Consider the following 25,389-nt stretch of genomic DNA (forward strand, 5'->3'; position numbering starts at 1 on the left):
CCCACAAGGTTTTAGGTGATATCGGCCGCGACCGGCGCGTCCAGGCCCATGGCATGCAGGCGGGCGTAATAGCCGTTCTGGGCCAGCAGCTCGGCGTGGGTGCCGCGCTCGACAATCCGACCGTCGTCCATCACCAGGATCAGGTCGGCCTTCTCAATGGTGGAGAGGCGATGCGCAATCACCAACGTCGTGCGGCCCTGCATGACTTTGTCCAGCGCAGCCTGGATGTGCCGCTCGGATTCGGTGTCGAGGGCCGAGGTGGCCTCGTCGAGAATCAACAGCGGCGCGTTCTTGAGCAACGCCCGCGCGATTGCCAGGCGCTGGCGCTGGCCGCCGGACAACAGCACGCCATTTTCGCCAACCTGGGTGTCGAAACCCTTCGGCAACTGGTCGATAAAGTCTTTGGCATAGGCATCCGCCGCCGCCGCTTCAACGTCCGCGCGGGGCGCACCCGCCAGGTCGCCATAGGCGATGTTGTTGGTGACGGTGTCGCTGAACAAGGTCACGTGCTGGGTGACTTGGGCGATGTGCCGGCGCAGGTTAAGCAGCTTGTAGTCTTCGATCTCTACGCCGTCGAGCAGGATTTCACCGCTCTCGTGGTGGTAGAAACGCGGAATCAGGCTGGCCAGGGTCGACTTGCCGCTGCCGGAACGCCCCACCAGCGCGATCATCTGCCCAGGCTCGGCGGTGAAGCTGATGTCCTTGAGCACATGGCGTTCGGTGCCTGGGTAGGTGAAGTTCAGGTGACGCACTTCCAGGCGGCCGCTGACCTTGTCGCGCTCAACGGTGCCGCGGTCGATTTCCTGCTCTTCGTCCAACTGCTCGAAAATGCTTTCAGCGCCGGCCACACCTTTCTGGATGGTCGAGCTGACTTCCGACAATTGACGGATCGGCTTGGGCAGCAAGCCAGCCAAGGTGATGTAAGCCACCATGTCACCGGCCGATGCGTCACCACGAAGGTAAAGCACCAGGAACATCAACACCGCCATGGCGGTGTAGATCACCAGTTGCAGCAACGGGGTGTAGATCGCCCCGGTGCGGGTCATGCGCAGTTGCTTGTCGGTGTTGCCCTGGCTGGCCTTGAGGAAACGCTTCTCCTCGTAGACTTCACCGCCGAAGCTGCGCACCACACGGTAGCCCTGGATGGTTTCCGACGCGACGTGAGTCACGTCGCCCATGGCCACCTGGATCTTCTTGCTCTGCTTGCGGAATTTCTTGCTGGCCGTGCTGACCATCACCGCAATCAACGGCAGGATGGCGATCATCACCAGCGTCAGGCGCCAATTCATGAACAGCAGCGAGGCGAACAGGAAGATCACCGTCATGCCTTCGCGGATCACCACCTTGATGGCATCGGTCGCCGCACCCGTGACCATGGTCACGTTAAAGGTGATGCGCGAAATCAGGTGCCCGGAGTTGTGGTTGTCGAAGTAGCGGTTGGGCAGCGTCAGCAGGTTGTTGAACAACTGCACGCGCAGGTCGTGGACCAGGCCCAGGGAAACCTTGGCCAGCAGGTAGTTGCCCAGAAACGAACCCAGGCCCTGCCAGGCTGCGATCAGAATGATCAACAAGGGCACGGCTTGCAGCAATTGCAGGTCACGCAGGAACGGTACGCTGGGGAACAGCACCGCTTCAGGGTTGGACAAACCGTCGACGAAGTACTTGAGGATGTACCCCAGCATGGGCTGGGTCGACGCGAAAATCAGAAATCCGACAATACTCAACGCGAACAAGCCGGCATAGGGCTTAACGTACATGAGCAGGCGGAAGTATATTTTCAAGCTCGAAGGGCTTGCGCTCGGACTGGAGTCGGTCATATCACGCGGCGTTTTGAAAAAGGAGGCTGACTTTAGCACAGCTTCTCTGTTGTACTTGCACCCGGTATGACCCTCGGCCTGGTTGGATCCAGCCGACGACATTATATAGCCACTACTTTAAGATGGTCGGCTTTCTCTATTCTGGAATGGCTTTTCTGTATGCACTCCAAGCGCCTTATTTATGGCTCAAATCGCGTTTTCGACTTCCTGGTCCTATGGATTTTGCCCATTGGCTTGTTGTTGCTTCTGAGTTCATTGTTCTACGTCACCAACCGCAACGTCATGCACCGTCTCTACTACGGCTTTTTCAGTGTGCCGACCTTGTTCCTGCTGTGCCTGCGCCCGCGGGAAATCAAAGAACTGCTGCGCGAACCTTTGATCATTGCGCTTCTGGCATTTTGCGCCTGGGCGCTGATTACCGTGCTGTGGAGCCCGCAACCCACCGGCGATTCCAACCTGTTCAAGGTGCCGCTGCAAACCTTCATGCTGTTTGCCGGCTGTGGGCTGTTGCTGCACTACCGCAGCGAGCTGTTCAAACCGATTTTTTTCAGCGCCGCCGTGATTGCCCTGGTGGTGTGCCTGTTCAACCTGGTGGCATTCGCCAAAGGCTTCGTGCCCGGCGTGAGCGTGCGCATGATCGGCGGCCTGGGCGCTCTCGATAACCCGCTGCTCAGCTCCCATCTGTTCGGCTTTTTCTGCATCTATTGGCTGTATGTCTGCATCACCACCCAGCGCTTGCAGGTGTTGTTGTTCAGCGCGCCTGCGCTGGCGGTCATGACGCTCGCGGTGCTGGCCACAGGCTCTCGCACGCCGCTGGTTGCACTGACGCTGGCCGCCGTGTGGATGGCGTTTGTCAGCCGCAATCGCCGCTCGGCCCTGATGATCGCGGTCCTGGTGCTTGGCGCTGCAGCGCTGCTGCTGTTTTATCCTGAAGCGATTACCGAGCGTGGCAGTTCATACCGTTTTGAATTGTGGGGCATGACCCTGCAGCGTATCGCCGACCATCCGCTGATCGGCCACAGCTACGACTCTGAACTGTCCTTGATCGTGGACGGTTACGAACTGATGGAGCCGCACAGCTTTGCCCTCGGCGTGCTCTATTACGTCGGCATCATCGGCTTTATCCCGTGGATCTTCATGCTTGGCTGGGGCCTGTACAAAGGTTTCAAAGAGCGCGCACAACCGCTGTTTCTGCTGACGTCCGCCCTGCTGGCCTACGGCATCGGCGCCGGTCTGACCGAAGGCGGCGGGATTCTGTCGCGCCCCAAGGAGCATTGGTTCCTGCTGTGGATTCCGCTGGCGCTGATCGCCGGCCTGAGTATCGCCAAGCGCCGTCACAGCCTGCTGAGCATGCGTGTGCAAACGCCCGCACCGCTGGCGTTCGACGCCCTGCGTAAAGGCGCTGCCGTCATCGAGGAAGATGGTCTTGGGCCCAAGGTCCTGCGTCTTGAGGATGGCAGCTTCCTCAAGCTGTTCAGGGCGCGCCGCTGGTACACCTCCGGGGGCTTCAATCCGTATTCGGAACGCTTTGCCAGCAACAGCGAACACCTGCAGCAACTGGGTATCGCGTCACCGCGGATTCTCGATGTGTATAGCTTGCGCGATGGCAGCAGTGCCGTGCGCTATCAGCCACTCCCCGGCCTGACCCTGCGCCAGGCGCTGCAAAGCCTGGACAGCAGCCTGCGAGAATCGCTGATCGAACGCTTTGGCAGGTTCATGGCCCAGCTGCATGAACGCGGCGTGTACTTCCGCTCGCTGCACTTGGGCAACGTTCTGCTGATGGATGATGGTGAGTTCGGCCTGATCGACGTGGCCGACATGCGCCTTTATCCCTCGCCGCTGCGCAACACGCTGCGCCAGCGCAACGTGAAGCATATGCAACGCTACTCGCAGGACCGCAACTGGTTGTTCGAAGCGCACTTTGAACAGTTGGCCAGTGGCTATGCGTTGGTTGCGTCGCCGCAAGCCACGGTCAAAATCCGTGAGCACGTGCTGACCCTGGCACGCCCCGCCGCTTGAAGCACGCCAAGTGCGCCCCGGCGAGGGGCGCACACAGGGTGTGTCAGTCTTTTTCCAGCGGCGAAAAATACAGCCGCGCCAAACCCCGCCAGGTTTTCTTGTTCCAGGCCCGAAACGGGATCTGCGCCAACAACTCTCGCGCCAACGCGCGATTGCGGTTGGAGGTCTTGAGGAACATGGAGCTGAGAAACTTGTAACGCACCTCGTCATAGAGCGGGTGGTCACTGAACAGCGCGTAAGAACGCAGGATATTATCGATCATGAATCGGTGGTTCTTGTACGAGTTGGTGGCGTGCTTGCGGTAGCGGGCCATGACCACGTTCAGACCATCGATGAAGTACCCGGCATGGGTGATCTTCAACTCGATCAACAAGTCTTCCAGGCGAATCTCGGGGTCAAACCCACCGACCTTTTCCAGCGCCTCACGCCGGATCATCAGCGTGGGTGCCGGCGGATAGGGTTTGCGCTCCAGGAACATGTCGTCGAAGTCCAGACGCCGAAACGGCACGTCGCGGCGCTGGCGCTTCTCGGGAAGCAGTTCGCCTCGCGAATCGATCAGCTCGATGTTACCCGCACAGATACCCACTTCCGGCTTGCCGTCCATGTAAGCCACCTGAGTCGCAATGCGCTCTGGCTTCATGATGTCATCGGAGCCGAACGGCACGATCAGCGGGCCGTGGGAGCGTGCAATAGCGCCATTGAGCGTATTCGTCAGGCCTTGATTCTGCTGGACGCGAAAGTCGAACGTGTGGCGCTCCTGCAGGCGGCGGATGCGCTCGACACTGTCGTCTGTCGAGCCGTCATCGATCACCAGCAGTTCGATGTTGGGGTAGGTCTGGTTCAACACACTGAGGATGCTTTCCTCGATGTACGGGCCGTGGTTGTACGAGGCGATGATCACCGTGACCAAGGGCTGACTCTGGTTCATACGCTGTTCCTGCGTGCTTGGGCCAACCCGGACTCGATCAGCTCCAGGTATTGCTGGCGGAACACCTCAATGTCATGTTGCGCCTGAAGGTACTGGTAAGCCTGGTCGCCCTTTTGCGCGAGCGCCTCATCGGACAGCGCCAGATAGGTGTCCAGCGCCTGGGTCAATTCGGGCACGTTGGCCGGCTCCACCGCCAGGCCACCGGCACCTTCAATCAGTGGCAGCATGGCCGGCACACTGGAGGCGATCACCGGCAGGCGGCCGCTCATGCCTTCCAGCAGCGCCAGGCCCAAGCCTTCAGCCAGCGAGGGCATGGCCCAGATATCGAAAGCGCGCACGTACTGCAGGGCGTTTTCCTTGAAGCCCAGCAAGTGCACCCGCCCATCAAGGCCAAGGCTCTGGATCTGCGCGGCCAGGTTGGCCTGCTCACGCCCCGCGCCAATGATGGCGAGTTGCGCCGCAGGGTATTTATCCTTGAGCGCTGCAAACGCCTGCAGCAAATAGGTGTGACCCTTGACCGGAACCAGACGCCCCAGGGCGCCGATCAACCGCACCGAAGGGTCGATGCCCAGTAACTCACGCGCGCGTTCGCGCGAATGCTGCAAGCCTTCGGCCTGCTCGATGTCGATGGCGTTGGTAATCGCGTAGGTATTGCTGTCGGTAAACCCGCACTGGCAGTCCAGCAGGTACTGTTTGACCGCCGGCGAAACCCCGACAAACCGCCAATGCTCGTCGATCCAGCGCCGCGCCTGTTTACGGCGGTAGAGACGGTCATACTCGCCAAAGCCGTGGGAGATCCCGATACACAGTGGAATCTTCAACCAGCGGTTGAGTTGCAACATCATGTTGACCGGCTTGAAGCGGTTGCACACCACCACGTCAAACTGTTCCTTGCGACAGAACTTATACATCTGCCACATGGCGCGCAGCCTCAAGCCCTTGAGCGCCTTGTCGGAGAAATCGAAGTAGACCGACGTTGCCGCACGGCTGATCGGGTCCGCGGGCCCGGGTCGGCCACGCAAAAACGCGGCGGTGACTTCGTAGCGGTCCGCAGGCAATGCCTTGACGATCTGTTCGGCCAGGTCGGCAAAATCATGGGATTTAACATTGTAGTCAGGCTGCAATTGCAGGACCTTGAAACGCCGACTCATAACTCTCCTCGATGGAAACCTGTGGCATCAACGACCCACGACGGTTCAGCCGCCAGCGCCTCGACGTACTCGCTGTCGGGCTCCGGTAACCGTGGCCACTGATTACGCTTCCAGCAGACAAAATGGAAATAGGGAAATTCGCGCTCGCCGTCCAGGTCATTGGTGAGGCGACCGTTATTCCAGAACCACTGATGCGGGAAGCGATCACTGCCGTCGTGCCATTTGATCACACCGCCCGGCGTACTGAACGCCTCGGTGAACTCACTGCGGCGGCGCCAGGGATTGAGCTTGCCGACCAACTCGAACAACGGTTTCGGAAAATTCTTGCGCCACAGGAAAATCCTGCTGAACGCGCCTTCATCCAGCGCATGATGCGCCTGATCGGTGAAACGCGCTTCCCAATCCTTGATCTGCATGAACACCTGGCGCTTTCTGGCGGTATTGCGCATCAGGCACAAATGGCCGGCGACCCGTCGTTCGTGGGTCGAGAACAAATCATAGCCAGCCAGTCGATCGGGCGTGAAATAGCGGCGCAGGTCGCCGTAAATAAGGTCCAGGTCGCCGAACGCCCAAAAGTCATACCCCTCGAGGCGATCGGCATGGATATGCCCCAGCGCAGGCTTGATGTCACACAACTTATAGGCCGCTTGCGGGGCAAACGGGATGTTCAACCGTTGCGAAACCAACGCGCAGTAATCAGCAAAGGTAATGCTTTCAATCCTGACGTTGTCCGGAACGTTGCTCGGTATCGGGCAGTCGCTGAACAACAGCCAGTCAATATCTGCATTGTGTCGGCAGCTTTCGAGAAAAAACGGCATCCAGAATGGCCAGCGGCCAAAGTACGGAATGAGGAAGAGGATGCGGGGGCACTGATTGATCAAAACGGACTCACTGTCATTTTTTACGGGAGCGCGCTGCGCCCCTCCACGTTACGTAACCTTACTTGTGCTTGATGAACCAAAAAAGTTCATGTCGCCTTACAGCCTTGCGGTAAAACTCATTTTCCCCCCAGGGTGAAATGGCCCTTGCGGCCAGCAACCGTTGGATCGCACGCCGCACGCGCCGCTTGAACGGCATCCTGGGCTGCAAGTCATGCATCATGCCCAGCGACATGGCCTTGTCACGCTGTTGTTCGGCAGACACCGGCACGCAAAAAGGCTGCAAGGTGATGCTCGAATCAAAACAGGGTGGCAACGCGATGCCGTTGCCCGAATCGCCCATCGGCCAGCGGTCATTGTCATGCAGGTGATTGGCGTAACCGAGCAGCGTAGTCGGCTGCCACTCCAGCCCTTGCAGGGCTTGCAGCACGGCCTGCTGTGCGCAGACATGGTCAGGGTGCGGGTCGAGCACCGGATGCGGCAGCACGATAACGTCAGGACGCGCCATCAGCAGCACCGCCCGCAAATCTGCCAGCAGATTATTCCAGGTCGGCCGGCCATCGGCATCCGCAGGCAATGGGAACGGGTTGAATTGGCGAAACACGCGAATGTCGCTCAACTCGGCCTCTCGGGACGCCACGGCGCGATCAGGCTCGGCCCGCATCGCCGCCAGCTGCAGGCAGAAATACCCCAGCTGCACGCAATGTTCCTGTGGCACACCCGCCCAACGCGGCACGGCGATACTGTCCCAGGCGCGCAACCGGCCCTTGAGGCGTGCAGCCTCGGGCTTGCCCAGGCCCATCTGTTGATAATGCTCGGCTTCGATTTCGCCGGCCGTCAACGTCACGATCCAGGGCTGCGCCGCCTGACTGTACAGGCCAAAGGCGGCAAGCTCGGCATCATCGGCATGGGGCGCAATCACCATCACCCGCTGCTGACGCACGTCGGGCTGGCGAAATACCGACAACACCGGCGTACCTTGCACACGGCAGAACCGGCCACTCAGGCGCAGTTGCCCAGCGAGCAGCGCTTGCGCCTGGCCGGTGAGATTCAAGTAGCGCAAGCCGTTGACGCCGCGCTCGAACACCTGCCGATCACCCTGTGGCAAGGCGATAAACGGATCAATAAAGCGCCCCAGCAAGCCGCTTTTGAGCCGTAGCGCAAGGATCAGCGTCTCGTCGCCCGACAGCTCCAGCGCCTGCTCCAGCAGCAATCGGCCGTTATCCAGAACAACCTTGGGTTGCTCGGTCTCGGCCGCAAAGGCGTACTGATAGTCATCGCCGGGCGAGTAAAACAGATGGTCGGCAAACCAGGCTTCATGGGCCACCCAGGCCAGGATTGCCAACAGCAGCGGCAGCCACCAGGCCACCGCCATGCCGACGCCGATCAACACCAGCAAACCGACCAGCAGCGCCACGCGCTTGTTGCGGCGATGGCGTTTGAGCAGGGCTTGCTTGCGGCTGGGAGAATCACTCATACCTTGAACACCGGCACCGGGTTGCACCAACGGTCTTTGTACTCGCGGTCTGCCCGGCCAAACGAAAATCGCAGCGGCTTGCCGGCTTCCCGCGCCTGTTCCCAGGCACTTTGCGTATTGAGGAAACTCAGTACGCTACCGGGGCTGAACTCACGCGTCTGCGGGTCTACGCCGCCATTGACGTATTCAACGCTGACCCACTCTGGCGCCTCAACGCGGTAAACCAGTTGAATGGCGATCGGCGCATCGTTGAGGAAAATCACCGAACCGATCAACCATTCACGCAACAGCTCGATCACCTGCGCCATGCGCTCGGCGCCGGTGGCGGGAAAGCCCCAGCGGCGCTGGAACAAATCACAGTAAATTGCCGCCAGCTCGGCACTGGTGAATGTCTGGACCGCACGCACCACACCGCCCGCCTCTTCCAGCAGGCGCAACTCGCGGCGCTGGTTATAGCGAAATTTCTTCGACAGTTCTTCCGGGGTACGCGCCATGGCCAACTGCTCGGTCTGCAGCTGGATGCCGGCAAAACGCCCTTCGTTCAACGCCGACAGGTAGCGCGCGCGATGACGCAACGGGGCTTGGGCATCGGCGGCGGCAGGCAGAATCAACTCGGCATTGCCCAAGTCGAACAAGCCCTTCTTGCCTTTGCGCTTGAGCACATCCTTGGATAACGCCAAGTCCTGGCCCCAGGTCGCAATACAGGCCTTGAGCTCGCCGCCTTGCTCCCACGCCAGGTAGCGCACAGGAATCTCGGCCAGCCCGGCAAGACGCTCAACCACCTGCGGATGGGTGGCAACACTGCCACCGTAACGCTGCCAGGCGTCGCTGTAGGTGGACGCGTCAACGACGGACCAGCCACGCTCGCGCCAGCCTTGGAATCGATTGAGCATCACGCCCTCGCGGTCAGTTCAGTAACGTGCGGCAGCCGCCAGAAGGCAGCGCGAACCGCCTGGTCCGAGAACTGCTCGTGCAAGCGCTCGAGCATCATCTGGGCGCATTGCGCGTGCTGCTGACGATCCATTGCCGCCAGGTGCCGAAGCCCCTGGCCCAAGTGTTCGGCATCGCCAAAGGGAAACAGGATCCCCACGCCTTCGACCACTTCCCGGGCGCCACCGCACGCTGTTGCCAACAGCGGCACGCCGGCGGCCATGGCCTCCAGCAGTACCATGCCGAAAGGTTCGTGATCGGAACTCAGAGCAAAGGCGTCGAAGGCTAGGAAGTAACGGCGCGCATCCGGCACCTGGCCGAGGAACAGCACCTGTTCGGCAATCCCAAGCTCCCGGGCCAAGGCCTTGAGGTCTTTCTCCAAGCGGCCGGTGCCGAGGATGGCCAGACGACTTTGTGCCGGCAAATGCGGCAGCGCCAGGGCAAACCCCTTGAGCAAGGTCGCCTGGTCCTTGTCCGGGTGCAGGCGGCCAACGTTGCCGACCACCCACTCATCCGGCGACAGCCCCAGCGCATCGCGCGCCGCTTCGGCCGGAACCTGCAGAGCCTGCATGGCGTCGACATCGATGCGGTTGTACAGCGTTTGAATCCGCGCTGCCGGCCAGGCCGGCAAGCAACGGCGCATGTCATCACGCACCGCATCGGACACACCAATCAGGCTCAAACGCTTGCGGAAAATCGACGCAAACAGCTTGCGGCTGCGGCGCCCATAGTCACCAAACGCATGATGCACACCGATCACCGGCAAGCGCGTGCCGAGCAAGGCGATATAGATCGGCTTGAACCGGTGAGCAATGCAGAAACTGAAATTGCGTGACGCCGCGATCTTGCGCAGCTCACCGATGGCGCCCAGCTTCAGACCACGAATGGCCTTGGAGCTGAATTCCATGAACAACACTTCATCAGAGGCACAACCGGCCGCCACATCGGGGTCGGCGACCCCGGTGAGAAACACCGTGGTCACCTTGTAGCCCGAGCCTGCGAACAGGCTGGCGTACTGCCGCGCGCAATCGAGGAACGGCCCGTCATAGCCGTGGCAGAACTGCAGGACGTGGCGATCAGCCGACCGAGTCATAAGGGTCCACGCCGTCTTTGACGACCAGGATGTCTTCCATGATCAGGTACTGCAGGTCCGAGCCAAAGAACATGTTCAGCGCGTCGGTCGGCGAGCAGATCATTGCTTCGCCACGACGGTTGAGCGAGGTGTTCAGCGACACGCCGTTGCCGGTGAGTACTTCCAGCTCTTTCATCATGTCGTAGTAGCGCGGGTTGTATTCGCGCTTGAGCACCTGGGCACGGGAGGTTCCATCTTCATGGACCACTTCCGGCACGCGGGTTTTCCACTCTTCCGACACTTCAAAGGTGAAGGTCATGAACGGCGCCGGGTGATCGACCTTGATCATCTGTGGCGCAACGGTGTCGAGCATCGACGGGCAGAAAGGCCTCCAGCGCTCGCGGAACTTGATCTGGTGGTTAATGCGATCCGCCACGCCGGTGGCGCTTGGGCAACCAATGATCGAACGACCGCCCAACGCGCGCGGGCCAAACTCCATGCGGCCCTGGAACCAGGCCACCGGGTTGCCGTCGACCATGATCTTGGCGATGCGCTTGGGCATGTTCTCGATCTTGCGCCACACCGGCTTGCTTGCGTGCTTGGCGCACGCGGCGATCACGTCTTCGTTGCTGTAGGACGGGCCGAGGTAGACGTGTTCCATCTTCTCGACCGGTACACCACGGGCGTGGGACACGTAGGCGGCGGCACCCACCGCGGTGCCGGCATCGCCGGACGCCGGCTGCACGAACAGCTCCTTGACGTCATCGCGAGCAATGATCTTCTGGTTGAGCTTAACGTTCAGCGCGCAGCCGCCGGCGAAGGCCAGCTTGCCGGTGTCTTTGAGGATATCGCCCAGGTAGTGGTCGATCATCTGCAGGGCCAGCTTCTCGAACAGCGCTTGCATGCTGGCCGCGTAGTGGATGTACGGCTCGTCGGCGATATCGCCTTCGCGCTTGGGACCCAGCCACTCGATCAGTTTTGGCGAGAAGTAGAACCCCTTGCCCTTCTCTTTGTAGCGACGCAGGCCGATGACGTTGGCGTAGTCGGTGTTGATCACCAGCTCGCCGTTCTCAAACGAGGCCAGGCGCGAGAAATCGTACTTGCTGGCATCGCCATACGGCGCCATGCCCATGACCTTGAACTCGCCGTCGAGCATCTCGAAACCGAGGAACTCGGTGATCGCGCCATACAGGCCGCCGAGGGAATCCGGGTCGTAGAATTCCTTGATCTTGTGAATCTTGCCGTTTTCGCCGTAGCCGAAAAAGGTGGTGGCGTACTCGCCCTTGCCGTCGATCCCCAGGATCGCGGTTTTCTCCTGGAAGCCGGAGCAGTGGTAAGCGCTGGAGGCGTGGGCCAGGTGGTGCTCAACCGGTTCGATCTTGATTTTCTTCGGGTCGAAGCCCAGTTGTTCCAGGCACCAGACGATCTTGTTGCGGTAGCGCTTGTAGCGACGGTTGCCCATCAGGATCGCGTCAAGAGCGCGGTCCGGGGCGTACCAGTAACGCTTGGCATAGTGCCAGCGCGCCTCACCGAACAGGCTGATCGGGGCGAACGGAATCGCCACCACATCAACGTCGGAGGGCTTGATACCGGCTTGTTCCAGGCAGAACTTCGCCGACTCGTAGGGCATGCGGTTCTTTGCATGTTTGTCGCGTACGAAGCGCTCTTCTTCGGCGGCCGCGATCAGCTTGCCGTCGATATACAAGGCTGCGGAAGGATCATGGCTAAGGGCGCCGGACAGGCCAAGAATCGTCAATGCCACAGGGGTCTAGCCTCTTTTAGTCTGCATGCAGGCGGGGTGCGCCTGAAAAAAGTGTGCCTCTCGCCTGGACGAGAAACAGCTAAAGGGCGGGATTATAGCGTAAACACGCCACGTGATGATCTAGGGAATGTGGCGACCGGTTGTCACTGCGCCTAGCGGTAGATCGTGTAGGGCAGCACCAGCGTGTCCGCCACACCGGAGGCAATCGCCTCAATGGCGATGATCGGGAACGCATTGCTTTCGCGCGGGGAAAGGTTGGGTCGTTATTGATCGTGCCGCAGCCGGTGAGCACTGCGAGCGTCAGCACCCATAGAAGGTTGAAACCACGATTCATAGACAACTCCATTTGTCATGGCCGGCGCATGCACAGCCTCGCTCAAGAACCGCCAGGGCGCCAATAGACGCTGATGTTGCCGTCATTTGCCTGGCGATAAATCGTGTACGGCAACACAACGGTATCGGCAACGCCGGACGCTGCAATGTCCAGCAGCACGAAGGGTATCAGTACGCCGGTCGGATCGGGAGCCGCGTGCAGCGCGCAGAAATCAAAGGCCACGCCACTGTAAACGCGAGGTATGGACTGGCAGTACGTTTTGATAAGCCGCAGCTCACGCGCGGTGTCACCGTCTTTGCGGATGACGCTGTTGACGGTCCCACAACCGCCCACCAGCAGTGCGGCAATGCCCATTGCAGCCGTGATTTTCATTGTGATTGTCCTGTGATCGCCAACGGCCGGCCACGCTATCAGCGAAATGTCGGCCCCCCCACCCAAGCGCATCGCCAAATTGCGTACGAAAAATCCGAAATGGTAAAAACTCAGCATTTCACTAAACTCGCGGCCTTTTGCGCGTTTATGTCTTATGCGCCACGGATTCGGGCTGCCCCATGAAAACCCTCGCTCGCCTCACCCTATTGCTGCCAAGCCTGTTCACCTTGTGCGACACCGCCCAGGCTGAAGACGCAGCCCTGATCCTCGACCCCAGTGTGGTGACCGGTTCACGCAGCGCCAGCCCGACGTTCGACCTTCCGTATTCGGTCGACAGCATCAGCCGTGAGCAGATCAACGACGGCCAACTGGGCATCAATGCCTCTGAAGCCCTGTCCCGCGTGCCTGGCCTGGTGGTGCAGAACCGTCAGAACTACGCGCAGGACCTGCAGATTTCCTCACGCGGCTTCGGTGCGCGCTCGGCGTTTGGCGTGCGCGGCATCAAGCTGATCGCCGACGGCATCCCCGCCAGCACTCCGGATGGCCAGGGCCAGGCCGCCACGTTCAACCTCGACACCGCCGAACGCATCGAAGTGCTGCGCGGCCCGGCCGCCACGCTGTATGGCAGCAATGCCGGCGGCGTGATCCAGATGTTCTCGCGCGATGGCGAAGGCCCGCCGCGCATCGGCGCCGAAACGCTGGTGGGCAGCGACGGCCTGAACAAGAACCACCTGACGGCCGAAGGCGCGGCAAATGGCGCCGGTTTTGTACTCGACGCCTCGCGCATGGACACCGACGGTTACCGCGACCACAGCAGCGCCCGTCGTGACCAGACCTTTGCCAAACTGAATGTCCAGCCGGATGACGACAGCAAACTGGCACTGATCTACAGCAGCCTGGAGCAAAACGGCACGCAAGACCCGTTGGGCCAGACCTGGGCCGCGTACAAGGCGGACCCGCGCTCGGTGGCGCCGGCCGCGCTGCAGTACAACACGCGAAAAAGCATCGATCATCAGCAATTGGGCGTGAATTACGAGCGCTATATCGGCGATGCGACGCTGCAGGTGAATGCGTATACGGGACGGCGCAGTGTGATTCAGTATTTGTCGATTCCCGGCGGTACGCCGTCAGACAAGCGCGGTGGCGTGGTGGACTTCGACCGCAAGTTCTACGGCGGCTCCGTCCACTGGCTGCAGCCCATCACCAGCGCCCCTGGCGACCTGACCCTGATCACCGGCCTCGACTACGACCGCAGCCAGGATGATCGCCAAGGCTACTCCAACACCCTCAACGGCGTGCACGGCGTCAAAGGCGCGCTGGGCCGCGATGAAATCGACACCGCCACCAGCCTCGACCCGTTCGTGCAGGCCAACTGGCTGCTGGGCGACTGGACCCTGCAAGCCGGCCTGCGTCACAGCACCATGAAGATGGACGTGGACGACCACTTCCTCAGCGATGGCAACGACAGCGGCAACAAGACCTACCAGAAGAACACGCCCTCAGTGAGCGTGATGTATGCCTTCACGCCGGACCTGCATGGCTATGTGAGCGCGGGCAAAGGGTTTGAAACCCCGACCCAGGCGGAGTCGGCGTATTCCAGCAGCTCAAACGGCTTCAATTTCGCGCTCAAGCCGTCGGTCAGCAGGCAGTATGAAGTGGGGCTCAAGGCCCGGGTTGGCCAAGACACACGCGTGAATGCTGCGGTGTTCCAGATCACCACCGATGACGAACTGGTCGTGCAGCAATCCAGCGGCGGTCGCACCACCTACCAGAACGCCGGTCGCACCTTGCGCCGTGGCTTCGAACTGAGCCTGGAAAGCCAATTGACCGAACAGTGGAGCACCCACCTCGCCTACACCCGCCTGCACGCCACCTATGACAGCGACTTTGTCAGCGGCGCCAGCACAGCGATCGACAAAGGCAACTACCTGCCCGGCGTGCCCCAGACCACGCTCTTCGCCGAGCTGAACTGGAAACCACGCGACTGGGTCAGCACTGCCCTCGAAGGCATGTACCGCAGCAAAGTCTACGTGGAAGACACCAACCAGCAACGCGCCGCGCCGGCCTACAGCGTGTTCAACTGGCGTGCGCGCTTCGAGCAGAAGGTCGAGCACTGGACCTTCCACCAGACCCTGCGCCTGGATAACTTGCTGGATCGCCAGTACGTGGGTTCGGTGATCGTCGGGGACGGCAACTTCCGCTATTACGAAGCGGCGCCGGGAAGGTCGTGGTACGCGGGGGCGGGGGCCGAATATCAGTTTTGATCAGCCAGCGCAGCGTCTGGGCGACCGTCATCGCGGGCAAGCCCGCTCCCACATTCACCTGTGGGAGCATGCTTGCCCGCGATAGAGCCGAAGACCCGTCTTAACCGGCGGCGCCGATCTCTTTGGGCAAACGCTGATCGATCAGCTGATACAGCGCGCTGCTCTCGGGCCAGTTGCGCATAAACCGCGCGCGGTCCTTGGCAAACGCCGGCGCGAAGCTGGCGAGTGAGCTGTGCTGACACATGGCGTCCAGGTCGATCAACGCCCAGCGGTCTGCGTGCCAGAACAGGTTGTGGCCTTTGAAGTCACCATGACTGATGCGCTCGCGAATCAGCTCGGCAAACAGATGATCCAGCGCCAGCAGCTCATTTTCTGGCGCGTCACCGCGCTCAACGTACGGCGCAAAACGCTCAATGATGTCCGGCCCCGGCAAGTATTCAGTCACCAGGTACGCCCGGCTGCGCAGCCACAAAAACCGCCTCTCCAACACCGCCAGCGGCTTGGGCGTCGCAATCCCCAGAAACGCCAGGCGGTTGCCTTCGCGCCACGAATGCCAGGCGCGGCTCGGGCGCCAGAAGCGCTTGAGCCAATGGGCAAATCCCTTGATGTTGTAGCGCTTGATCACCAGCGGCCGACCGGCCACCTCGACCTTGCCCACGCTGGCGGCCCCGCCGGTTTTGTACAGGTGGCCCTGATCCAGCAATGCATCGGCCTGCTCCAGCACCGGCAGCATGGCGGCCTCTTCCTCACGGCGAATCGCGCGCAAGGCAAAGGCGCCACGCACGACGCTGAACAGCGTGCAGTCGCGGCCAACCTTGTTCAAAAAGTCCTTCAAGCGCCAGGCGCTGACCTTGCGCACCTGTTTTTCGAGCGCTTCCAGCGGCACGGCGTGCTCGCCATTGCTCAGCAGGTAATAGACCAGTAATTCTTCGGTAAAGGGTTCGAGGTTTTTCGGCAATTGCGCAAAAAACACCCCGAGGTTTTCCAGTACCCGGTTGCGCGACAGCGGCTTGCCCGCGGCTTCGACACGAATGCCGGCGCCGTCAATCAGGTACAGCTTGCCGTCCTGGCGCAACAGGTTGTCCAGGTGCAGGTCTTCCTGCCACAGCCCTTTGGTATGCATGTGGGCAATCGCCCCCAGCGCCTCGGCGAGCACGGCTGTTTGTTCGTCCGCCAGCGGCGGCAAGCCTTCAACTGCCTGCCAGGCATCGGCGAGGCTCTCGGCGCCCTCAATGAATTCGAACAGCAGCCAGCCGCCCTCGCCTTCCTGCAAGCCATCGGCCAACAGCTGCGGCGTGGTCAGGCCTTGCTCGGCAAGCAGGCGTACGCCGCTGAGCTCGCGCTGAAAATGACGTGCCGCCTTGCTGCCCACCAATAACTTGGCCAGCACCGTGCGCCCGCGCCAGACGCCGGCGCCCACATAACGCTCGCCCGGCAACACACGCAGCAGACTGAGCAATTGCAGCTGCCCTGGGCCGGCGGCATCCGCCAGTTCAATGGTCAGCGGCAGGCTGGGCGTGCGGCCGGCTTTTTTCAGCTCGGACAAACGCATCAGCGGTTCTCCTTGTGGCTGCGACGCGCCGTCAGCCGTTCAAACCAGGCGCCCACCTTTGCGCTGTTTTCAGGCTCTGCCAGGTAGGCCGCCAGCAACTGTCGCACTTGCGCGTCCGTCCACTGCGGCGCGCGGCGCAGCAGCGGCTCCAGGTCTTTGACCCTGTCACGTTGGCCGAACAACAGCGGGCGGGTTTTCTCCAGGTCGATCAGCTGCGCGGCGTAACCGTCGCCCAGGGTCTGCAGAAAAATATGCTTGGGATAAAAACAGCCATGCACCTGGCCTACGCTGTGCAGATGACGGGCCAACTGACCGCAGGCCAGCAGAATCGCGCGGTGCTGGGCATCGGTCAGTTGCGGCCACTGTTCCAGCAACGAATCCAGGTCGTTCCAACCGTCCAGGGCACGGGTCAGCAACATCGCGCGGTGCTCGCCGTCGACCTTGCGCTCACCGAAAAACGCGGCCTGCAACGCCGGAATACCGAGTTTCTGATAACGGCTGATATTGCGGAATTCGCGCGCAAAGGTGGGCTCGCCAAACGGCTTGTGCAGCGTGCGTGTCAGGTAGTTGCTCTGGCGCTTGAGGTAGTAACCCTGCCCTTCAAGCTCCAGGCGAAACACGCTGCTCCATCCACCCTTGCTGGTATTGGGCTCGTCCACCGCGTCCAGTTGCCTGGCCCACAGGGCGTCGAAGGTTGCCAGACCATGGCGCTCCAGCAGAGCGCGGTCTTCGGCCGCCAGGAAATCACTCATTCGCGTCCCTCGAAAAACTTCACCACGTGGCGAATTCGCTGTTTGTCTGACGCTGTCAGGTGCGTGCGTTGGCGGTATTGCATGTAGAAGCGCAGGCGCTGCGTGGCCGACAAGTGATACTTGGCGACCTTGTCCAGGCAGGCCAGGTCCTTGGTAATTCGGTACTTGAGCCAGAAACCGCGCCAGAAATCACCGTTGGGGCAATCGATGAGGTACAGGGTCTGCTGGTCGTCGACCAGCAGGTTGCGCCACTTCAAATCGTTATGGGTGAAGCGGTGCTCATGCATGGTGCGCGTGTATTCGGCGAGCTGGCGACTGATCACGCTGACCCACTTGGGGTCTTTCAAGCGCGGATCTTTGCGATCAGCCAGCATCGACAGGTCTTCAGTCTTGGGCAGCTCGCGGGTGATCATCGCGCCCCGCGCGTAGGCCAGGCCTTTGCGTTCCAGCCCCCAGGCCACCACGTCGGCGGTGGGAATGCCCCACTTGGCGAAACGCTTGAGGTTCTGCCATTCGGACTTCACCCGAGGTTTGCCCAAGTAGCGGCGCAGGCCCTTGCCGGCGCCGACGTAGCGCTTGACGTAGTAATTGATCCCGCCGCGCGCCACCCGAATCACTTCCGACAACGGGTCGCGGGTCAGGCGCTCGCCTTGCAGGGCGAATACCGCTTCGAGGCTGCCGAAATCATCCGCCAGGGCGGCGTAAGCAGGTTCCAGGTTCCAACCCGCCATCAGAGCGCATCCCCGTAGCGTTGTTTACGTGCATAAAGCTTGTCGGCCTTGGTTTGCAGCCACTGCAACAAGGCATTTTCTTCAGCGAGGATCTGGCGCAACGGCTGCTGGAAGTAGCCTTTGAGGAAGCGCAACTTGTCACGACGCGTCAGGCCGATGTCCAGCGCCGAGAAGTACAACGCGGCCAGGTCTTTGTCGCGCCAGCGATGACTGATTTTGTCGCGGGTCTGGGCGCGGTGCAGGTCGATCACCGACAACTTGAAGTTATCAGCCGTCACCGGCGTATCGGTGTGCAACAGGAAGTGGCAGATGTAGCAATCGCGGTGGTTGACCCCACCGCGATGCATCATGCCAGTCATGCGCGCCACCTCGGCGATCAGCGCGCGCTTGAGGCGCGGCGCGGGCGGCTGCTTGAGCCAGTCGATGCTGAAGTCTTCCAGGCTGACAGTCGGCGCCAGTTCTTCAGTGATGATGAACGAGTGCTGGTCGGCCGGGTTGCTGCCGCGCTCGCCGTACGCCACGGCGGTCATGGTCGGCACGCCGATCTGCTGCAGGCGCTGGATGGCCTGCCACTCCTGGCCAGCACCGAGCACCGGCAGCTTGGCGGTGACCAGATTCTTGACGATCTCGCCCCAGCCGATGCCACGGTGGATCTTCACGAAATAGCCACGCCCATCCACCTCGGTGCGCAAGGTGCGCCGGGCTTCAAGTTCACGGTACACCTCGCCTTCCAGCCGCTCGACTTCGGCGAAGGCATCACGCCCGGCCCAGAGGGTCTTGAACGGTTCGGCAAGCATCAACTTCATCGTTTTGGCTCCGCCAGAATCACATCCGCCGCGTGCTGCGGCATGCTGTAGAGGTCGGCCGTCTCGGCGTACGCCAACCCATTGCGGCCCCAGGCCGCGCGCTGTGCAGTGTCGGTGAGCATGCGTGTCAGGTAGTGGTTGAGCTGCGTTTGATCGAACGGCTCGTCCAGCACCAACCCACTGTCGGCCTCGCTGATGTAATGGGCGTAACCACACACCGCCGAGACCAGCACCGGCAAACCGGCCACCAGCGCTTCGAGCAACACGGTGCCGGTGTTTTCGTTGTACGCCGGGTGGATCAACAGGTCGGCGCCCAGCAGGAAACGCGGAATATCGCTGCGCCCTTTGAGGAACTGCACGTTATCGCCCAGCCCCAACGTAGCACTCTGCAATTGGAATACTTTGGGGTCGTCCTGGCCAATTACAAACAGACGCGTGCGTTTTTTCAGTTCCGCCGGTAAGGCGGCCACGGCCTTGAGGCTGCGGTCGACGCCCTTGGTCTTGAAGCCGGAACCGATTTGCACCAGCAGCAAGTCGTCGCCGGCGAGGTTGAATTCCTGGCGGAAACCTTCGCGGATCTCGGCGGCATTCGGCGGCGCGCGGCGGTCCTGGGCGATGCCCGGCGGCAGCAGGTGGAAACGCTCCAACGGGGTGTCGTAATGCTTGATGAACAGCGGTTGCTGCACTTCAGAGATCATCAGGATTTCAGTCTTGGCGTCCCTGGCGAACACCGCGCGCTCGTACTCGGCAAAGTGGCGGTAACGGCCAAAGCGTTTGTACAGCGAATGACGCAGGTTTTGCGCCTTGTCTTCAAAGCAGCCATCGGCGGCGTAGTACACGTCCAGGCCGGGCATTTTGTTGAAGCCGATCAGACGGTCCACCGGGCGTTTGGCCAGGTCGGCTTCCATCCAGGCGCTGAGCTTTTCATTGCGCCGATGGTTGAAGAACGCCTTGACCGGCGCCACCAGCACTTCGAAGCCGGGCGGAATGTCGCCTTCCCAGATCAGCGTGTAGACACGAATCTGATGGCCGCGCTGCTGGCACTCCAGGGCGATACGCATGAAGTCGCGCTGCAGGCCACCGAAGGGGAAATATTTGTACAGAACAAAAGCCAGTTGCATCAGTGCAGCTCCTCAGCCAGTAACAACGTGCTCAGTCGGCTTGCCACACGCTCAGGGTTCAGGCGCGTGAAGCACAGGGGCGACTCGCGCTTGATGTCGAACCGACGCAGGTCGTCGGCCGTTGGTTGATAGGTACAGTGTTTTTGCAGGCACGGCGCGCACGGGAAGTCGCTGGCCAGGTGAATCTGGCCCTTGCCATAGGCGCCGGTCAGGCCGGGGTTGGTGGGGCCGAACAGGGAAATGGTCGGCACGTCCAACGCTGCGGCCAGATGACCCAGGCCCGTGTCCACCGCCACGCAGGCACGGGCGCCGGCCAGCACGCGGGCCACGCCGGCCAGGTTGAGCTTGGGCAGCACTTCGGCGTGTTGCAGGCCATGGGCCAGGCGCTCGGCACGGGCCTTTTCGTCGGCATTGCCCCACGGCAACTTCACGTCCACACCCAGGCGGCCCATGCGCTCGGCCAGCTCGCGCCAATAGGCTTCGGGCCAATGCTTGGTGTCCCAGGTGGTGCCGTGCAGCAGCAGCACAAATGGTTTTTTCGGCGGCAGGCCGAGCAGCTTGTCAGTGCTCAGGCCGTAGTCGCCCAGCCCTTTGGGCAGGTCGTAGCCCAGCGCAACGGCGAACAGCTGGCGCAAACGCTCCACCGCATGCTGCCCACGGGCCACGGCCAAACGGCGTGAGTAGAAACGCGCAGCGATGGGTTCGCGTGCAGAATGCTTGTCGAAACCCGCGACCGGAGCGCGCACGTAGCGCGTCAGCCAGGCGCTTTTCAGCAGGCCTTGGGCATCAATCACCAAGTCATACTTGGTCGACTGAACACGCTGCTTGAACCGTCGCCACTCGCCGCTCTTGATGGTTTGCCAGATGTTTTTGCGCCAGCGACGAATTGCCACCGGGATCACCTGGTCCACCGCCGGGTGCCAGGTGGGGATCTCGGCAAAGCCTTCTTCCACCACCCAGTCAAAGCGAATGCCGGGGATCGCCCGCGCCGCGTCGGTCAGTGCCGGCAAGGCGTGAATCACGTCGCCCAGGGATGAGGTCTTGACTACCAGTACTCGCAAACTAACGGACCTCGACCACGGAGCCCTGCAACCGCTGCAACGCGTCGCTGACCGGTTGCGGCAGCAGCTGGCGCAGGCAATTGTAGTGGCCGAAACGGCAGGTACGCTCAAAACACGGACTGCAATCCAGACCCAGGCGCACCACTTCGACCTTGTCGGCCAACGGCGGTGTGAAGCCAGGCGAGGTCGAGCCGTACACCGCCACCAGTGGGCGGTTCAACGCGGCAGCCACGTGCATCAGGCCGGAGTCGTTGGACACCACCGAGTCGGCGCAGGACAGCAGGTCGATGGCTTCGGCCAGTGACGTGTCGCCACTGAGGTTCACCGCTTCTTCGCGCAGCCCAGGGATCAGGCGCTGGCGGATGTCCTCGCCCACCGAGTGATCGTTTTTCGAGCCGAACAACCACACCTGCCAGCCTTCGCGAATCTTCATCTCGGCGACTTTGGCGTAATGCTCCGACGGCCAGCGCTTGGACTCGCCAAACTCCGCGCCTGGGCACAGCGCCAGCACCGGACGGTCGAGCATCAGGCCGAACTTGGCCAGGGCCGCGTCACGGGTCACTGGGTCGATCTGCAAGCTGGGGCGCGGGTACGGCATCGGCAGCTCGGCACCAGGCTCGTAGGCCAGGGCCATGAAGCGCTCGATCATCAGCGGGTAGCGTGCTTTGTCGAGGGTGCGCACATCGTTGAGCAATACGTAGCGAAATTCCCCGCGCCAGCCGGTGCGTTTGGGGATGCCGGCGAAATACGGCACCAGCGCCGACTTGAGCGAGTTGGGCAGCAGGATCGCCTGGTCGTACTGGCCGACCATGGATTTGCCGATGCGCCGGCGCGTCGCCAATTCGAGGGCACCGTGGCCGAGCGGGAAGCTCAAGGCCTTGCGCACCTGGGGCATACGCTCGAGGATCGGCCGGCTCCACTCGGGGGCGAGCACGTCGATTTGGCAGTCGGGATGACGCTGTTTCAGGCACTGGAACAGTGTCTGCGCCATCACCATGTCACCGACCCAACTGGGCCCAACGATCAGAATATTCATGTAGTTTCCACAAACGATGCGGGGAGGCTTATGCCTCCCCGCATCGACAATTATCCTAGGTTGCGGTAGCCACGGAACCGCTTTGTGTGGGAGCGGGCTTGCTCGCGAAAGCATCACCGCGGTCCGCCAGACAGACCGCAGCGCCTGCTTCGCGAGCAAGCCCGCTCCCACACAAGGCTGGTTTCCACATTAGATAGGCATCGCTCAATTAATCGAGTATCAGCTTAACCCCAGCGCCTGCCAGATTCGCATCACCTGGCGCCGTTCGTCGGCGAACTGATCCCCGGCTACCGTGCCAGCCTCATTTTGCAAGGCCTGGCGGTGCGCGGCGGAACGGTAGGCTTTATACACCTCGCGCAGCAGATGGGCATCGGCGGCGGGCATCAGCCCGACCTGCTCCAGGCCCTCCAGAATGCGGATATTGTCGGTGTAGCGCAGCAACGATGGATGTTGCGCAGACCACGCCAAAGCCGCGTATTGCACCATAAATTCAATATCGACGATACCTCCGGCGTCCTGCTTGAGGTCGAACACCACCGTGGGCTCAAAGGCATTGGCGCCGGTGCCGGCCGCCGTAGACCGGGTGCCCAGGTTGTCGCGCATCTTGGCGCGCATCTCGCTGACCTCCTGGCGCAGCTTGACCAGGTCGCGCTCACGCCCGAGTACTTTAGCGCGGACCTGCTCGAACGCCTGGCCCACATCCTGACTGCCCAACAGCACCCGCGCGCGGATCAGCGCCTGATGTTCCCAGGTCCAGGCCTCATTTTGCTGATAGCGCTCGAAGGCTCCCAGTGAACTCACCAGCAAACCCGACGCGCCGGATGGGCGCAGGCGCATGTCGACCTCATACAGCTGGCCGGAGTTGGTCTGGGTGGTCAGCAAGTGGATGATGCGCTGGCCCAGGCGCGTGAAGAACTGCGCGCCGTCGATCGGCTTGGCGCCGTCAGTCTCGGCCTGCGGATCACCGTCGTGGATAAACACCAGGTCTAGGTCGGAACCATGCCCCAGCTCGATGCCGCCGACTTTGCCATAACCAACAATGATGAACCCCGGGTCGCACAGCGTACCGTCAAGCCGCTGCGGCGAGCCGTGGCGGGCCACGGTCTGGCGCCACGCCAGGGCCAGTACTTGTTCGAGAATGGCTTCGGCGAGCCAGGTCAGGTAGTCGCTGACTTTCATCAGCGGCAGGCTGCCGGCGATTTCCGAAGCGGCCACGCGCAGACGGTGAGCCAGCTTGAAGTGGCGCAGCGCCTCCATCTGCTGCTCAAGGTCATCCTCGGGAATGCGCGTGAGGCGCTCGCGCAGCTCGGCGGCAAGTTCCGGCGCCAACGGCGGCTTGAACAGGCGGCCTTCGTTGAGCAATTCGTCGAGCAACAACGGGAAGCGCGTGATCTGTTCGGCAATCCACGGGCTGGCGGCGCACAGTGTGAGCAGACGGCGCAACGCGTCAGGGTTTTCGGTGAGCAGCACCAGATAAGCGGAACGGCGGGCGACGGCTTCGACCAGCGGCAGTACACGTTCAAGCACCAAATCCGGGTTGGCGTGCTCGACGGCCTGGGCCAGCAGACGCGGAATAAAGGCATCCAGCCGCTCCCGCCCCAGGCGCTGCATGGCACGCAATTGCGGGCTGCCGCGCAAGCCGGCCAGGGCTTTGAGGGCTTTGGGCGCGTCGGTAAAACCACCTTCCTGCAATTGCAGGCGAGCGGCGTCTTCGTCCTGAGACTCTTCCCACAATGGCAGCCACTCGCCGCCTACGACCAACTCACTCTCTGCGCCTTCCTCTTCGTCAGGGTCGGCGATGACTTGGCGGAAGTGCCAGTCCACCCGACCACGCCAGTACATCAGGCGCTCATGGAACGTGGACCAATCGGCAAAGCCCAGCATAAAGGCGATACGCGCCTGATCTTCCGGGGTGTCCGGGAGCATTTGCGTCTGACGGTCGGCGATCGCCTGAATCGCATGCTCGGTGTAACGCAAGAATTCGTAGCCGTTGCGCAACTCGGCAATGACTGCCGCAGGCAAATAGCCCTGCCCTTCGAGCGTGCCGAGCACCTTGAGCAATGGCCGTTGTTGCAGGCTCAGGTCGCGGCCGCCGTGGATCAGCTGGAACGCCTGGGCGATAAATTCCACCTCGCGGATGCCACCCGAGCCCAGCTTGATGTTGTCGGCCATGCCTTTGCGCCGCACTTCCTGCTGGATCAGCTGCTTCATGGTGCGCAGCGCTTCGATGGCCGAAAAGTCCAGGTAACGCCGATAGACGAACGGGCGCAGCATATCCAGCAGTTGCGCACCGGCCACCTGGTCACCGGCAACCACGCGCGCCTTGATCATGGCGTAGCGTTCCCAGTCGCGGCCCTGGTCCTGATAGTACTGTTCCAGCGCGTTGAAGCTGAGCACCAGGGCGCCAGCCGAACCGTAGGGGCGCAGGCGCATGTCGACGCGGAACACAAACCCGTCGACCGTCATCGGGTCGAGCGCCTTGATCAGTTTTTGACCAAGCCGGATGAAAAATTCCTGGTTGTCCAGCGCGCGCTTCACGCCCACCGTTTCGCCACCCTCGGGGTAGGCGAAGATCAGGTCGATATCAGAAGACAGGTTCAGCTCCACGGCGCCGAGCTTGCCCATGCCGAGGATGACCATGTGCTGGGCTTCGCCGCTGCGTCGGCCGGTGGGGGTGCCGAATTGCACGCAATGGCGCTGGTACAGCCATTGGTAGGCTTGGTCGATGCTGGCGTCGGCCATGTCGGAAAGGTCGCGACAGGTTTGCACCAGGTCGGCCTGGCGCGTCAGGTCGCGCCAGATGATGCGCACTTGCTGGCGAGTGCGCTGGCGACGCAGCACGCGACCCAGCTCATCTTCTGTTTCGGCCTGTTGCACGGCGCCGGCGATCTGGCTGCACAGCTCGCCGGGCGCAAAGCCGCGGTCCAGCTCGCCCCAGGCCACCAGCTCGAGCAACATCAAAGGGTCACGCAAGCTCTGTTCAATGACAAAATCACTGGCGGCGCACACGCGGGCGAAGTCAGCCCACCGTTGCGGCGTCCAGGCAGAAAGTCCATGATCGTCGTCCAGCGCGGCCACTGCGTCACGAAATGACTGCTCGGCCCGCTGGGCAAAAGGCAAGAGAATGGCCGGTAATGGGGCCAGCGTTGGAAGGCTCATGGTCTATCCTTGATCGGCGCGTAAAAGGCTTGTTGCTGTGAACGCAAGAACCACGCTCGGTGAAGGACTGTCGAACAAAGGTTATAAATAGCTGAAATTAAATTAATCTTGGCAGGCAACATCAAACTTTCACCTTTTCTTGTTCGCAAAAGATCAACAATAACGAT

Annotated in this window: 19 protein-coding genes; 2 read left to right on the forward strand and 17 right to left on the reverse strand. The window is 61.5% G+C overall.

Annotation, left to right across the window (positions count from 1 at the left end; translation table 11 throughout):
• Positions 1-11 precede the first annotated feature (11 nt).
• Entirely contained in the window at positions 12-1,817 is a 1,806-nt protein-coding gene (gene msbA, locus ACM530_RS07470; RefSeq protein WP_145160101.1) for a lipid A export permease/ATP-binding protein MsbA, read from the reverse strand.
• Positions 1,818-1,976: 159 nt separating this feature from the next.
• Between msbA and ACM530_RS07475 the strand changes: the two genes are divergently transcribed.
• Positions 1,977-3,836 (forward strand): O-antigen ligase family protein, encoded by a 1,860-nt coding sequence (locus ACM530_RS07475; RefSeq protein WP_369301589.1) that lies wholly within the window; start codon positions 1,977-1,979, stop codon positions 3,834-3,836.
• Between the two features lie 43 nt (positions 3,837-3,879).
• Here ACM530_RS07475 and ACM530_RS07480 read toward each other — a convergent pair whose 3' ends face one another.
• The 8 genes from ACM530_RS07480 to ACM530_RS07515 form a co-directional block, all read right to left on the reverse strand.
• Complete coding sequence (locus ACM530_RS07480; protein WP_416364518.1) at positions 3,880-4,764, reverse strand: glycosyltransferase; 885 nt, start codon at positions 4,762-4,764, stop codon at positions 3,880-3,882.
• On the reverse strand, positions 4,761-5,915 hold the full coding sequence (locus tag ACM530_RS07485) for a glycosyltransferase family 4 protein (RefSeq protein WP_416364519.1): 1,155 nt from the start codon (positions 5,913-5,915) through the stop codon (positions 4,761-4,763). The genes ACM530_RS07480 and ACM530_RS07485 overlap by 4 nt, the downstream gene beginning before the upstream one ends.
• Positions 5,912-6,796, reverse strand: coding sequence for a DUF6625 family protein (locus ACM530_RS07490; protein WP_242198901.1), 885 nt, complete (start codon positions 6,794-6,796; stop codon positions 5,912-5,914). Before ACM530_RS07490 ends, ACM530_RS07485 begins: the two co-directional genes overlap by 4 nt.
• A 58-nt stretch (positions 6,797-6,854) precedes the next feature.
• Positions 6,855-8,270 carry a PIG-L family deacetylase gene (locus ACM530_RS07495; protein WP_416364520.1) on the reverse strand — a complete coding sequence of 472 codons (1,416 nt, stop codon included), beginning with the start codon at positions 8,268-8,270 and terminating at the stop codon, positions 6,855-6,857.
• A complete protein-coding gene (locus tag ACM530_RS07500) occupies positions 8,267-9,163 on the reverse strand; it encodes an antimicrobial resistance protein Mig-14 (protein WP_145160089.1) in 897 nt (298 codons plus the stop codon). Before ACM530_RS07500 ends, ACM530_RS07495 begins: the two co-directional genes overlap by 4 nt.
• Complete coding sequence (locus tag ACM530_RS07505) at positions 9,163-10,293, reverse strand: glycosyltransferase (RefSeq protein WP_416364521.1); 1,131 nt, start codon at positions 10,291-10,293, stop codon at positions 9,163-9,165. Before ACM530_RS07505 ends, ACM530_RS07500 begins: the two co-directional genes overlap by 1 nt.
• Positions 10,277-12,034: a carbamoyltransferase gene (locus ACM530_RS07510; protein ID WP_119737974.1), complete on the reverse strand. Its 1,758-nt coding sequence runs from the start codon at positions 12,032-12,034 to the stop codon at positions 10,277-10,279. Before ACM530_RS07510 ends, ACM530_RS07505 begins: the two co-directional genes overlap by 17 nt.
• A 376-nt stretch (positions 12,035-12,410) precedes the next feature.
• Entirely contained in the window at positions 12,411-12,740 is a 330-nt protein-coding gene (locus ACM530_RS07515) for a YceK/YidQ family lipoprotein (protein ID WP_242198891.1), read from the reverse strand.
• A 179-nt stretch (positions 12,741-12,919) separates the two neighbouring features.
• Here ACM530_RS07515 and ACM530_RS07520 point away from each other — a divergent pair, with 179 nt between their 5' ends.
• The gene (locus tag ACM530_RS07520) at positions 12,920-15,004 is read left to right on the forward strand and encodes a TonB-dependent receptor family protein (protein WP_416364522.1); all 2,085 of its coding nucleotides are present in this window, start codon (positions 12,920-12,922) and stop codon (positions 15,002-15,004) included.
• Between the two features lie 100 nt (positions 15,005-15,104).
• Here the strand turns inward: ACM530_RS07520 and ACM530_RS07525 are convergent, their stop codons facing one another.
• From ACM530_RS07525 to glnE, 8 genes are all read right to left on the reverse strand, one after another.
• Positions 15,105-16,556, reverse strand: coding sequence for a lipopolysaccharide kinase InaA family protein (locus ACM530_RS07525; protein WP_416364523.1), 1,452 nt, complete (start codon positions 16,554-16,556; stop codon positions 15,105-15,107).
• Positions 16,556-17,308: a lipopolysaccharide kinase InaA family protein gene (locus tag ACM530_RS07530; protein WP_416364524.1), complete on the reverse strand. Its 753-nt coding sequence runs from the start codon at positions 17,306-17,308 to the stop codon at positions 16,556-16,558. The genes ACM530_RS07525 and ACM530_RS07530 overlap by 1 nt, the downstream gene beginning before the upstream one ends.
• The gene (locus ACM530_RS07535) at positions 17,305-18,039 is read right to left on the reverse strand and encodes a lipopolysaccharide kinase InaA family protein (RefSeq protein ID WP_145160075.1); all 735 of its coding nucleotides are present in this window, start codon (positions 18,037-18,039) and stop codon (positions 17,305-17,307) included. The genes ACM530_RS07530 and ACM530_RS07535 overlap by 4 nt, the downstream gene beginning before the upstream one ends.
• The gene (gene rfaP / locus ACM530_RS07540) at positions 18,039-18,845 is read right to left on the reverse strand and encodes a lipopolysaccharide core heptose(I) kinase RfaP (RefSeq protein ID WP_145160073.1); all 807 of its coding nucleotides are present in this window, start codon (positions 18,843-18,845) and stop codon (positions 18,039-18,041) included. The genes ACM530_RS07535 and rfaP overlap by 1 nt, the downstream gene beginning before the upstream one ends.
• Complete coding sequence (locus ACM530_RS07545; RefSeq protein ID WP_242198883.1) at positions 18,842-19,966, reverse strand: glycosyltransferase family 4 protein; 1,125 nt, start codon at positions 19,964-19,966, stop codon at positions 18,842-18,844. The genes rfaP and ACM530_RS07545 overlap by 4 nt, the downstream gene beginning before the upstream one ends.
• Positions 19,966-21,027: a lipopolysaccharide heptosyltransferase I gene (gene waaC, locus ACM530_RS07550; RefSeq protein ID WP_416364525.1), complete on the reverse strand. Its 1,062-nt coding sequence runs from the start codon at positions 21,025-21,027 to the stop codon at positions 19,966-19,968. Before waaC ends, ACM530_RS07545 begins: the two co-directional genes overlap by 1 nt.
• Before the next feature lies 1 nt (position 21,028).
• Positions 21,029-22,063 (reverse strand): lipopolysaccharide heptosyltransferase II, encoded by a 1,035-nt coding sequence (waaF, locus tag ACM530_RS07555; protein ID WP_404486542.1) that lies wholly within the window; start codon positions 22,061-22,063, stop codon positions 21,029-21,031.
• A 219-nt stretch (positions 22,064-22,282) separates the two neighbouring features.
• A complete protein-coding gene (gene glnE, locus ACM530_RS07560) occupies positions 22,283-25,222 on the reverse strand; it encodes a bifunctional [glutamate--ammonia ligase]-adenylyl-L-tyrosine phosphorylase/[glutamate--ammonia-ligase] adenylyltransferase (protein WP_416364526.1) in 2,940 nt (979 codons plus the stop codon).
• Positions 25,223-25,389: the final 167 nt, after the last annotated feature.

Source organism: Pseudomonas sp. NFX183, assembly GCF_047943075.1.
Classification (GTDB): Bacteria; Pseudomonadota; Gammaproteobacteria; order Pseudomonadales; family Pseudomonadaceae; genus Aquipseudomonas.